This is a genomic window from Streptomyces sp. NPDC030165 (assembly GCF_055573595.1).
Genome location: NZ_JBVIBD010000031.1, coordinates 40,597 through 50,953 on the forward strand (window position 1 = coordinate 40,597; position 10,357 = coordinate 50,953).

Genomic DNA, 10,357 nt, shown 5'->3' on the forward strand with positions numbered 1-10,357 from the left:
TGGTCTGCAGGCTACGCGTAACCACGGTCGTGTGGGCGCAGCAGAGGCGATACGACACGCCGCCCGGACGCGGGTTCTCTCCCGGAGAACGGGATGACGGAACCCCGGCGCTCGCAAACGCGTTCCACACACCACGCCACCAGGTGCACCCCCCGCTCGCTGCACCTTTCCCACGTGATTCCCGGTTTCCCGAACCGGAGAAGGGCCCGGACCATGCTGTCCATGCCTCAGCCCCCGTGAACATGACGATGGCCGCCCCTGCGCCAACAGGGACGGCCATCTAAGTCGACTCCGCAGAACCTTGCCCAGTTCCGAGTCGTACGTCGGCGGTAACGCCGGGCACCAAGCCCCAGGGGCCCGGCTACCACACACCAGAATAGCTACCCGCAGACACGCTGGACAGCACGTCCAGTGTGTTCCCTGCCTCCATCTGGTGATCGTTCGACGTGCGGCTCCTGTACCCCGAAAGGGACCGCACAACCCATGCGCCACCCCCGCCACCACCACCCGTCACGGCAGCCCGCGACAGTAACGTCCGGCGCCACCTACACCAGCGCCGTGACTCAGACACAGACGAAGAACAGTGCCCTGACCTGCCACGACGGCGGTGTCCGCTTTGACGCATACAACGGCCGTGTGACGAAGACGCCCGTGCCCGAGAGCACCACCTCCCCGTCCATCACGGCCGCCAAGGCGGTGGCGTGATGCTGAAGCGCCCTTCCAGGCCCCAGCGGTTCGCCGCCATCGAGAACGACGCGATCGACGAGCTGCCGTCGCTCCTGGCCGTCGGTCTGCTCACTCGCCTGATCCGCGCCCAGAGCGGTGAGGACGTCACCGTCGAGTCGCTGTGCGCCGAGTACGCCGAGGGCGAGACCGCCCTGTCCAAGGCGATGCGGGCCCTCGTCGACCACGCGTTCGTCGTCAAGTTCAAGGTCCAGCGGGCGACCAGCGAGCAGGTGCTCGACGAGGCCGGCGAGCAGGTGCTGGATGAGTCCGGCAAGCCCGTCGTGAAGCGGGGCGGCTCCTGGTACACGACCTTCAGCGTCGACACCCACCGCTTCACTGCGGAGGACGTCGCGGAGATGGTCGACGCCATCTTGGCCAGCGGCAACGTCAAAGCGATCCGCGTCGAGCCGGAGCGCCTGGACCCGCGCAAGCAGGGGAAGGCCGCCGCTTCCTCACCGGCCCCGCCCTCACCGGCCCCCCAAAATGCGGGTGCCGGTCCGACCAGGGAAAACACCACCTCGCGACCGACCCCCCCTTTTCCGGGGGCCGGTCAGGGCGGGGCTCTTTTTAAGGAAGAGACTGTTCTTGAAAACTCTCTCTCCCCGTCCGTCACAGACGACCCGTTCGCTACCGGTGGCTCGGGAACGGAGAGAGAGAAGGCTGCGCCCACCAAGACCAACCCCGACGCTGCTGGTGCCGCTGCTTCGGCGGAGGTCTCCACGCAGGAGGTGCAGGCCGCCGCACGGCGCAAGGCCGCGACGGACTTCCTGACCCACCTGCCCGGCCGCCTCGGTCCGAAGGCTGTCCGGTCCCAGGTGCCGTTGGTGCTGGACGCGATGGCAAACGGCTGGATGCTCTCGGAGCTGCGCCGTTTCCTGATCGCCCGGTGCGACCTCACGGTGGTGCGTTCCCCGGCATCGATCTACCGCGGTCTTCTGGACGACCTCCCTGCGCCTACCCGGCCCGCAGCGACGGAGTCCTCCCGGCAGCAGGCGATCGATGCGTGTGACTGGTGCGACGCGTACGGCCAGCTCGAGCGGGACGGCAAGGCCGTGCTGTGCAAGCACGATGCCCCGCCCGCCGCCGACAGCCCCTCCTCCGCCGCCGAGCCGGAGGCGTCGCCCTCCGCTGATGAAGTTGCGGCGAACACCGCGAGTCTGCGCGAGCTGTTCGCGTCGCTGAAGCAGCCCGCCTTCTGACAACGCAAACGGCGCCCGGAAGACCTTGGCCGGCCCGGGCGCCGCACGACCTCATCAGGAGATCACCGATGACTGTAGTACCCCCGCAGCACGCCGAGGGCGGCCGCCGGCCGCGGCGGCAGGAACGCCCCGACACCGGAGATGCCACGTCGCAGGAGGCGTTCAAGCAGGCCACTCTCGTACGGCAGCCGCCGTGCAACAAGGACGCCGAGCAGTCGGTACTGGGCAGCATGATGCTCTCGGCACAGGCCGCCATCGACTGCCAGGATGTCGTCCAGGACGAGGACTACTACTGGCCGGTCCACCAGACCATCCACCGCACCATCGTCGACCTGCATGCCCAAGGCCAGCCGTGCGACCCGATCGTCCTCGGCGCGGAACTGCAGCGGCGCGGAGAACTCGCCCGCATCGGCGGCCACGACTACCTCCACGGGCTGATCGCCGCCGTCCACACGCCCGCCAACGGCGTCGACCACGCCGAGATCGTGCGCGAAGCAGCGATCCTGCGGCGCCTGGTCGAAGCCGGCATCGCCATCACGCAGTCCGGCTACGCCGCCGAAGGCGACATCGACGACATCGTCGCTGAGGCGGCCGCCACGGTCGCGGCCGTCGTCGAAGGCAGGGGCAAGGAAGACGACTTCCTGCTGCCGCGCCAGACCATGGAACGCACCCTCGACCTGATCGACAACGCCAAGAACGGCACTGGGCTGGCGGGCCTGTCCACCGGCTTCACCGACCTCGACTCCCTCACCAGCGGCCTGCAGCCCGGGCAGATGGTCGTGGTCGCCGGCCGCCCCGGCATGGGCAAGTCCACCTTCGCCATGGACCTCGTCCGGGCCTGCGCGATCAAGCAGAACGTCCCGGCCGCCTTCATCTCGCTGGAGATGGGCATCGACGAGCTGAACATGCGCCTGCTGTCCGCCGAGGCCAGGGTCGCCTTGCACCACCTGCGCAACGGCACCACCACCGACGAGGACTGGACCCGGATCGCCCGCACCCTGCCCCGGGTCAGCGAGGCCCCGCTGTTCATCAACGAGTCCGCGAACACCCTCGGCACCATCCAGGCCAAGCTCCGCCGCCTGAAGTCCCGCCAACCCGACCTCGGCCTGGTCGTCATCGACTACCTTCAGCTCATCACGCTCGGCGGCCGGCGCCCGGACTCCCGCGAGCGGGAGGTGTCGGAGATCAGCAACAGCATCAAGCGGCTCGCCAAGGAACTGCATCTGCCCATCCTGGCCCTCGCCCAGCTCAACCGCGGGCCCGAGATGCGTGCGGACAAGCGGCCCAACAAGGCCGACCTGCGCGAATCCGGATCGCTGGAGCAGGACGCCGACATCGTCGCCCTGCTGTACCGGGACGACGCCTACGAGAAGGACAGCCCGCGGGGCGGGGAGGTCGACCTCATCATCGACAAGCACCGCAACGGACCCACCGCCACCATCACCATCGCCAACCAGTTGCACTACAGCCGGTTCGTCGACATGGCGGCGACGTGACGGCAGCTGTGGGGTCTCATGAACCGTGGCACAGTCTCACGATCTTGGCATCGAATGCGGCATCGAACAGGGATGCCGCAGGTCACCGACTCGTAGCTTCGGGCGGATCCGCCCGAAGCTACGGGAAGTGCCACGTTCGTGAGACTGAGCGGCTGTGCCATCGGCCTGAGACAGCGACAGCGCCCCTGGTCAGCGGTCATGGCCTGTGCCACGAGCGGCGAGACCCTACACAGCATGTAGGGTCTCACGCCCCGTGTCGTAATCTCACGGCCGATGTCGTATGGCTGTCATATACGACATCATCGTGAGACAGCGCAGGTCAGAGACTCGCCGCTTCGGGCGGATCCGCCCGAAGCGGCAAGGAAATGACACAGAGCTGAGAATCCAGCGGATGACACGGCGTGAGACACCCAAGGAACACCCAGGCCAGAGGCCCGGAAGATGACACGGGCCGCGAGAACCTACAACACACCCACCGCTGTTCACCGGCCTGTCCGACGTCGATGCGCTGACTGGATCGCTGCCCGCCGGGAAGGTCACAGCCGTCGTCGGCAGGCGGCTGGCCGGTGTGCTGGCGAATGTCGACGTGGCCGTCTCGGCGGCCGCCACCGTGTACTTCGAGACGCAGAAAGCCAGCGCTCCCGCGCATACGGTCGCCCGCGGGCGTACGGGCACGGCAGACTCGAAGCAGAGGGAAAGGGGCGCCACGCGATGACCGCACAGCCGATCCATCCGCACGGGCCGGAGCGGGTGCCGCGCAACGCCGACGGCATCGGCGCCGCATTGTCCGGGGAGCGCCGCATGGAGTTCTTCCGGCAGCTGCTGGCGGCGACCTGACAGCGTTTGGCACCCCGGACCGGCTGGCGGGCTTCGCTGGTCTGGCCCCAGTACCGCGCGATTCCGGCCGCGTCCGCGGCAATCTGCACCGGCCCCGCCGCTACCACCGCGGCCTGCTGCGGGCCTGCTACCTCGCCGCGATGGCCAGCCTCCGCTGCTGTCCCGTCTCGCAGCGCTACTACCAGCGCAAACGCAACGAGGGGAAGACTCACATCCAGGCCGTGCTGGCACTGGCCCGCCGACGTCTCAACGTCCTCTGGGCCATGATCCGTGACAACACATCCTACGAACTTCGTCTCCCGACCCCCGCAGCTGCTTGACGCACGCTATTGGGAAGTTCTTTAAGGTCTGAGCCGCCTGAAAGCGTGCGACAAGGCCGATCCAGCCCCTGAGTAGGGTTGTGGCCATGGCCAAGGGAATGGGGCGGCGGCCCAAGGTGGATCTCGACAGCGGCGTCGAGGACGCGACGCTGCTCATCCTGGAATGGCTCGGCGAGCAGGGTGTAGGTGCCATGATCCGGGTCGACGCGGAGCGCATGCGTGACGGTCGGCCGGCGTGGACATTCGCGGCCTCTGGCGGGCCCCTGGATGGTGGGATGAGAGCCGATGGGACCTCGGCCGCCGAGTGCATGGGCAGAGCATTGCTTCGATTGCGAGAAGCCGGGCTGGTCGTTCCCTTCTGAAGCCGTGTTCAGCGTCTGAGCTGGTCGCGTTCGGTGATGCTTTCGGGGCGTCTGGTGGTCTTGCCGACGTCATAGCGGGTGGCGGGGCGCCGGTTCTTCGAGCCGAGCGGCCTGCCGGGGCCGGGCCGGTTGGGTTTTGGCGCACGGGCCGGACAGGACAGGTTCGGGCGGAGGTTCCTGAACCCCCGGCGGACACGGGCCGGGGTGAGTCGGCCGGGCTCGGCCAGCTTTTCCCATGGACGACGAAGGTCGGCGACCAGGGGCCGGGCGAGGCGGAGTTGGGTGTGGGCGGCGATGATCAGCCAGGTCCACCGGTCCGCCGCCGCGGGCGTGCGGAGCTTCGGACCCCCCCTGACCGTCCGCCCCCCTGCCGACCTGAAGGCGGCCGCCCAGGCGGCCCTGGACGACCGCGGCCGCGAAATGCGCGCCTTCGTCGTCGCCTGCCTCGCTGCGCCGCCGGGAGGTGACGCGGTGCCACCCTCGCGCCCCTGATCCCGCACGCCGCGGCCGGGCGGTGCGCGCCGCCCGGCCGCGGCACGGCCGGAGGGGCCGGGGTGCGGAGACTGTGGGCGGTTTACGTGACACCACCGCCGCCGTCTGCGGCAGCTCGATGGTCCTGTCGAACCGGGCTGGCTACGGGAGGGGTGGGCCCGGTGGCTATTCCGTTTTGCCCAGGTATTACCGATGTTGGGGCAGGCCGCCGTACCGCCGCCGTCCCGGATGCATGCGCGTGAGCGGACCTGCGAACCGGTCGCGGGCCGAGGGGGAGCGGCTGCTGCCGCGATGTGGCCGGGCCCGGCATCGCTATCCAGCGCCGCGGGCATCGTCGTGGCGCGCGGTCCAGTCCACTCGCCGTCGAGGCCAGGCATGGGCGGGGGCAGCCCTGCGGAGATGGAGCGGGCCGCCGCACCGAAAACTTCCAGAAAATGGGCTCTGACCTGCGGGTTTGCGGGTGTCGAAGGTTGACTTGGACCCCAAAACTTGAGAGTATGGTCCATGTCGGAAGGGGGCGGGAATCCCCTCCCGGCACCGGGCCCCCGGGCCCTCACCGAAAACCTCAACGAAGGGTTCTCATGAAGACCGGACGCATGGACAGCCGCGAAGGGTTCAGCAAGGGCGACGCCGTGCGGCGAGCCGGAGGCCAGGTCGCAGACCTGCCGGAAGACGGCGTGGTCGAGGGCTGGCTCACCTACGAGTACGCGCCGAACAAGTGGTACTGCTGCGTCACCTGGGGCGGCCAGTACATCGGCCGCTACCAGGCGCACGAGATCGAGCACGCCACCCAGTCGTAACGACCGACGACCGGCGGGGGCGGGGCGGGAATCCCGCCCCCCGCCGGGGCCCATCACCGAAAAACCTCAACAAGGAGCACAACCATGAGCGCCACCCTGGAAACCCGCATCGGAGAGCCGGACATCCAGTGCCGCTACCCCGTGATCATCGGGGAGGACCGGGTCATCGGGCAGGCCTTCCGCTGGCACCGTGACTGGCTGGTCGCCACCAGCGAAGGCGAGCACAACCTCCGCCGCCCGCCGACCGGCACCCACGGCATCGACATGGCCGCCGCGTACCTCGCCGAGGAGTACGCCGCCGGGCGCATCACCGCCGTCGCGCTGGAGCAGATCCGAGCCGAGGCCCCGAAGCCGCTGACCGGCCCGGTGCCCCTGCTGCACCCGCGGATGCCCGCCAGCCCGCGCAACATCAAAGGCGCCAACACCGCGTTCGCCGGACTGGCCGAACACCGCTGGAGCGCCGTGGCCCACGGCTTCCCGGGGTCGGACAACCCCTGGTACCTGCGCTGCGAGCTGTGCGGCTGGTCCGGCGTCCGTTACTGGAGCCACCTCCGCGGGCGCAACGGCAACCCGCCGTCCGCCCACCGCCACGACGGCGGATGCATCGGCGAGGACAAGGTCCGCGAGCTGATCCCCGCCTACCAGAAGTAGCCCGCCGCCCGCCGGGCCCGGATCTCCCCGGGCCCGGCGGCACCGGCCGCACCACACCGCCCGGCCGCCGCCGGCCGGGGAGCAGGGCGGGAATCCCGCTCCCCGCCGGGGCCGAGCACCACACCGAACACCTCAACGCAGGAAGGCAGTCATGAACATCGAGCTGTACACCGTGGATGGCAGCGCACACGGCCCGTACGCCGCCACCCCCGTTCCCGCTCCCTGGGGGCCCTACGAGCCGATCAGCGTCACCCGTGTCACCGCCGAGCAGATCGTGTTCGACCTGAACGTGGAAGACGCCGGATGCGGTCTGACCGCCGCATGGGACGGCCCCAACCTGGTCTTCACCTGGGACGAGCGCTACCGCGGCGAGGAGGGCAGCGAGACGGTCACCCCCGACGCCGAGGGGCGCTACCGGATCGGTGACCTGTGGCCGTGGCAGAGGGTCCAGACGGACCGGCAGTACGCGCTGTTCACGGCGGGCGCCATGCTGCGCGCCGCCCTGGCCGAGCAGGGCATCACCGTGCACACCGACGGCATGAGCCCGAGCTGGGCGATCCCGCTGGACCGGGCCACCCCCGCGCTGGAGGTCTACGCCCGCCCGCATCTGCTGATCGCTGACCGCAGCCCGTCCATTGAGCGCGCCCCGGCCGCCCACACCGGGTGGGTGATGTTCCTGCACGACGAGAACGGCGAACCCGCCGGTGACCGGCTCTACGGCTCCGGGAACGGCACCGACCCGGTCGACTGCGTCACGGACTCCGTGGAGGCCGCCGCGTTCATCGCCGACTGGCTCGCCACGCAGCGCTGACCGGACCCACCGGCCGGTCGCCCGGCGGGGGAGCGGGGCGGGAATCCCGCTTCCCCGCCGGGGCCGCACACCCCACCGAACCCCTCAACTGCCGAAGGACCGCAGCATGAACCACGTCATCCGCCGCCCGCAGCGCACGCTGACACCGCAGGAGCGCGCGACCGTACAAAACACCGCCGCCCTGAACCTCCAGGGGGGCTTGATCATGGGCATCATCGACCCCGTGCCCAACCCCTCGCCCATGAGCGAGGACGAGGGCGCGTGGGTGCGTGAGCAGGTGTGGCCCGCGTTCTTCACCGAGATCGACAAGAAGTATCCGTTCGGTTTCTGGCGCTGGTCGACGTGCGAGCGCGGCACGTGCTGGAACTGCCTCAGTGGCCGGTGCGAGCTGTGCGTCCACCGGCAGGAGGGCGGCCCGCACGTGGACGACAACGTCGAGTGGGTGCACAACCCCCGGGGACAGTGCGTTGCCAAGCTCATCGTCCGGCCCGACGACGCGCCGTGCGTGTGGTGGTGCCGGTGCCCCTGCCCCAAGGACGGCTCGGTCACCATCGAGCCTGCGGAACCGGTCGAGGGTGAGGGCGGACCGGAGGAGCCGGGCTCCGGCCGGCGGCCGGAGCCCGGCTCCGCGTGCCGAGGAAGCCGTACGCGGGGATGCCAGCCTGTCGACGAGGCGCAGTACACCCTGTTTTGACGGCGGCCCGCGAGCCCGGGGCCGCCCGGCGCCGGACGTCGAGCGGCCCGGCGGGGCGCAAAAGCGTGGGAATCCCGCCGGGCCGGCGGTCCGGCCACCGAGGGCCCTCAACAGGCCCATAACCGAACCAGTCACCATCGTACCTACGACCAACACCACCAGGAGCACACCCGTGAAGACCGTCGACGGCCGCCAGTGGGCGCACCGCGAGGACCTGATCGAGCACAGCGGCTACAGCGCGATGACCTTGAAGAGGCTGTGGCACGACCGGCGGGCCAATGGCCACCCCGAGCCCCGCACGATCGACGGCGTCATGCACTGGGACCTGGAGGCGTGGGATACGTGGCTCAAGCAGTACCGAGAGCGGCGCCGCGATCTGTCCGGCGTCGACCGCAGCGGCGACCCGGATGAGGAACTTCCGCCGGCGGGACAGGCCCGCGTGCTCGGAGTCGATCCCGCCCGCATCACCCAGTACTCCAAGAACCCCCCGCCGGAGTGGCCCGACCCGGTCCGTGTCGAGGAGCTGCCCACCCGCACCCGCGAGTACCGCACCCGGGCCCAGCTCTGGAAGTGGGTCGACAACCCCGTCAGCGGGTTCGGCACCAGACGCGCCCCACGGACTCGCGCGGCGCAGGCGCCCGACCCACGCGTCCGGCTGGCCGCCGAGGCGCTGGCCGCGATGCCCGGCCGGAAAGCCGGTGAGGTGGCTGCCGCCTTGGCCGAGTGCCACGGCCAGTCCGTAGGCACCTGGAAACGGATCGTCACCCAGGCCGCAAGGCTTGGCAATGACGCCCCGCGGTAGGGGCGGTGGCCAAGGCGGCCCGGTCGCCGGTCTTCCCGGATCCCGGTCTCGCCTCTAGGTATGTCACCGTCAACTCGCTGGTGACCGTCCATGGTGAACGGTGGCACTGACAACGATCCGTCAGCGCAGGTCAGCAGACTCCAGCTCGCCTCTGTTGGATCGCGGCGCAACGTCGTGCTCGCGCTGCTTCTTCTTGACCCAGTCGTGCATGGCTTCGATGAGCGCGTCCGAGGGCGAGCGGTCTTCGGCCTTCGCCAGGGACTCGAACTCGTCGCGCAGCGGCTTGGGCGGTCGGAAGCCCATGACCTTGGTCTGCCCGGTGGCGGGTCGTCCCATCGCTCCCCCTCGGTTTGTGTTTAACAGAATCTAGCACCCATCTGCCCCGATGGGTTGACGGTGGGCAATGGGTGGGGCATTCTTGTTAAACATAAACGGGTACCGAGCAGGGGAGACGGACATGACCAGCATTGCCACCGCCGACAGCCTCACCCGCAACGACCGCGTCGTCCGCGAGGGCGACCCGTTCCCGTACCTCGTGGACCGTGTCGAGGATCAGGCGGACACGGTCGTCGTTACCTACTCCAGCGGCGACAAGGTCACGTACCCGAAGCGCCAGCCGGTGATCGTCGTCGACAGGGGCTGACCCGGTGACCGCCCTGGAGTCCGCGCCCGACCCGATCGGTGCTCTGTACGCCGCAGCACTCCAAATGGAGACGGCAGCCGCCGCCGCGCGCGTCATCGCGGAGCAGCTCGCCGCCGGGGCCGCCGACGCCCGACGTGCCTACGAGACCGCATCGCGGGCCGCTGACGGAGCGGGCTGCGACAGAGACCCCCGCAACATCTGATCCACCTCGCCCGCCCCTTCCTGGGGCGGGCGCGCGCCGTCCACCGCATCGCGCGACGAACGAGGTTCAGCCGTAACCAACCTCATGAGACAGCACATCTAGGTGAGTTCACGGACCGGGGCCCTCCAGCGGGGCGTCGTGCGGCGTTCCGCGAAGGGCGTTCCACGAAGGGCGTTCCGGGGGTGATCGGCGCACCGGAATTCCCGGCAAATAAGCCTTTGACCTGCGGTTTCTGACGTGTCGAGAGTTGACCTGCACCGCAAAACTTGAGAGTATGGTCCATGTCGGAAGGGGGCGGGAATCCCCTTCCGGCGCCGGGCCC

The 10,357-nt window shown here is 69.6% G+C and carries 13 protein-coding genes and 2 pseudogenes; 13 read left to right on the forward strand and 2 right to left on the reverse strand.

Annotated elements, in window-relative coordinates; translation table 11 throughout:
- Window positions 1-558 precede the first annotated feature (558 nt).
- The 5 genes and pseudogenes from ACZ4Z1_RS37275 (at window position 559) to ACZ4Z1_RS37295 (ending at window position 4,940) form a co-directional block, all read left to right on the forward strand.
- On the forward strand, window positions 559-705 hold the full coding sequence (locus tag ACZ4Z1_RS37275) for a hypothetical protein (protein ID WP_468491114.1): 147 nt from the start codon (window positions 559-561) through the stop codon (window positions 703-705).
- Entirely contained in the window at window positions 702-1,925 is a 1,224-nt protein-coding gene (locus ACZ4Z1_RS37280; protein ID WP_468491115.1) for a hypothetical protein, read from the forward strand. The genes ACZ4Z1_RS37275 and ACZ4Z1_RS37280 overlap by 4 nt, the downstream gene beginning before the upstream one ends.
- 68 nt (window positions 1,926-1,993) lie before the next feature.
- Complete coding sequence (gene dnaB / locus ACZ4Z1_RS37285; RefSeq protein ID WP_468491116.1) at window positions 1,994-3,421, forward strand: replicative DNA helicase; 1,428 nt, start codon at window positions 1,994-1,996, stop codon at window positions 3,419-3,421.
- 758 nt (window positions 3,422-4,179) lie between these two features.
- Window positions 4,180-4,578 (forward strand): annotated as a pseudogene (locus ACZ4Z1_RS37290) (transposase); the annotation flags it as partial.
- Window positions 4,579-4,664: 86 nt separating this feature from the next.
- Window positions 4,665-4,940 carry a hypothetical protein gene (locus ACZ4Z1_RS37295; RefSeq protein ID WP_468491117.1) on the forward strand — a complete coding sequence of 92 codons (276 nt, stop codon included), beginning with the start codon at window positions 4,665-4,667 and terminating at the stop codon, window positions 4,938-4,940.
- Between the two features lie 8 nt (window positions 4,941-4,948).
- Here the strand turns inward: ACZ4Z1_RS37295 and ACZ4Z1_RS37300 are convergent.
- A pseudogene (locus ACZ4Z1_RS37300) lies at window positions 4,949-5,284 on the reverse strand (NF041680 family putative transposase); the annotation flags it as partial.
- Between ACZ4Z1_RS37300 and ACZ4Z1_RS37305 the strand changes: the two are divergent.
- From ACZ4Z1_RS37305 to ACZ4Z1_RS37330, 6 genes are all read left to right on the forward strand, one after another.
- The gene (locus ACZ4Z1_RS37305; protein ID WP_468491163.1) at window positions 5,235-5,432 is read left to right on the forward strand and encodes a hypothetical protein; all 198 of its coding nucleotides are present in this window, start codon (window positions 5,235-5,237) and stop codon (window positions 5,430-5,432) included. The pseudogene ACZ4Z1_RS37300 and the gene ACZ4Z1_RS37305 overlap by 50 nt on opposite strands.
- A 581-nt stretch (window positions 5,433-6,013) precedes the next feature.
- Complete coding sequence (locus ACZ4Z1_RS37310) at window positions 6,014-6,232, forward strand: hypothetical protein (RefSeq protein ID WP_468491118.1); 219 nt, start codon at window positions 6,014-6,016, stop codon at window positions 6,230-6,232.
- 84 nt (window positions 6,233-6,316) lie between these two features.
- A complete protein-coding gene (locus ACZ4Z1_RS37315; protein WP_468491119.1) occupies window positions 6,317-6,883 on the forward strand; it encodes a hypothetical protein in 567 nt (188 codons plus the stop codon).
- A 151-nt stretch (window positions 6,884-7,034) separates the two neighbouring features.
- A complete protein-coding gene (locus ACZ4Z1_RS37320; protein ID WP_468491120.1) occupies window positions 7,035-7,694 on the forward strand; it encodes a hypothetical protein in 660 nt (219 codons plus the stop codon).
- A gap of 106 nt (window positions 7,695-7,800) precedes the next feature.
- The gene (locus ACZ4Z1_RS37325) at window positions 7,801-8,388 is read left to right on the forward strand and encodes a DUF6248 family natural product biosynthesis protein (protein ID WP_468491121.1); all 588 of its coding nucleotides are present in this window, start codon (window positions 7,801-7,803) and stop codon (window positions 8,386-8,388) included.
- Between the two features lie 172 nt (window positions 8,389-8,560).
- Window positions 8,561-9,190 carry a hypothetical protein gene (locus ACZ4Z1_RS37330; RefSeq protein ID WP_468491122.1) on the forward strand — a complete coding sequence of 210 codons (630 nt, stop codon included), beginning with the start codon at window positions 8,561-8,563 and terminating at the stop codon, window positions 9,188-9,190.
- Window positions 9,191-9,310: 120 nt separating this feature from the next.
- Here ACZ4Z1_RS37330 and ACZ4Z1_RS37335 read toward each other — a convergent pair whose 3' ends face one another.
- Window positions 9,311-9,526 carry a hypothetical protein gene (locus ACZ4Z1_RS37335; protein ID WP_468491123.1) on the reverse strand — a complete coding sequence of 72 codons (216 nt, stop codon included), beginning with the start codon at window positions 9,524-9,526 and terminating at the stop codon, window positions 9,311-9,313.
- A 121-nt stretch (window positions 9,527-9,647) separates the two neighbouring features.
- Between ACZ4Z1_RS37335 and ACZ4Z1_RS37340 the strand changes: the two genes are divergently transcribed.
- Window positions 9,648-9,833: a hypothetical protein gene (locus ACZ4Z1_RS37340; RefSeq protein WP_468491124.1), complete on the forward strand. Its 186-nt coding sequence runs from the start codon at window positions 9,648-9,650 to the stop codon at window positions 9,831-9,833.
- 4 nt (window positions 9,834-9,837) lie between these two features.
- Window positions 9,838-10,035, forward strand: coding sequence for a hypothetical protein (locus ACZ4Z1_RS37345; RefSeq protein ID WP_468491125.1), 198 nt, complete (start codon window positions 9,838-9,840; stop codon window positions 10,033-10,035).
- Window positions 10,036-10,357 lie beyond the last annotated feature (322 nt).

Coding starts and splice junctions, on each gene's coding strand:
- dnaB (WP_468491116.1), top strand. CDS start 1,994: ATGACTGTAGTACCCCCGCAGCACGCCGAGGGCGGCCGCCGGCCGCGG.
- ACZ4Z1_RS37295 (WP_468491117.1), top strand. CDS start 4,665: ATGGCCAAGGGAATGGGGCGGCGGCCCAAGGTGGATCTCGACAGCGGC.
- ACZ4Z1_RS37305 (WP_468491163.1), top strand. CDS start 5,235: ATGATCAGCCAGGTCCACCGGTCCGCCGCCGCGGGCGTGCGGAGCTTC.
- ACZ4Z1_RS37310 (WP_468491118.1), top strand. CDS start 6,014: ATGAAGACCGGACGCATGGACAGCCGCGAAGGGTTCAGCAAGGGCGAC.
- ACZ4Z1_RS37315 (WP_468491119.1), top strand. CDS start 6,317: ATGAGCGCCACCCTGGAAACCCGCATCGGAGAGCCGGACATCCAGTGC.
- ACZ4Z1_RS37320 (WP_468491120.1), top strand. CDS start 7,035: ATGAACATCGAGCTGTACACCGTGGATGGCAGCGCACACGGCCCGTAC.
- ACZ4Z1_RS37325 (WP_468491121.1), top strand. CDS start 7,801: ATGAACCACGTCATCCGCCGCCCGCAGCGCACGCTGACACCGCAGGAG.
- ACZ4Z1_RS37335 (WP_468491123.1), bottom strand. CDS start 9,526: ATGGGACGACCCGCCACCGGGCAGACCAAGGTCATGGGCTTCCGACCG.
- ACZ4Z1_RS37340 (WP_468491124.1), top strand. CDS start 9,648: ATGACCAGCATTGCCACCGCCGACAGCCTCACCCGCAACGACCGCGTC.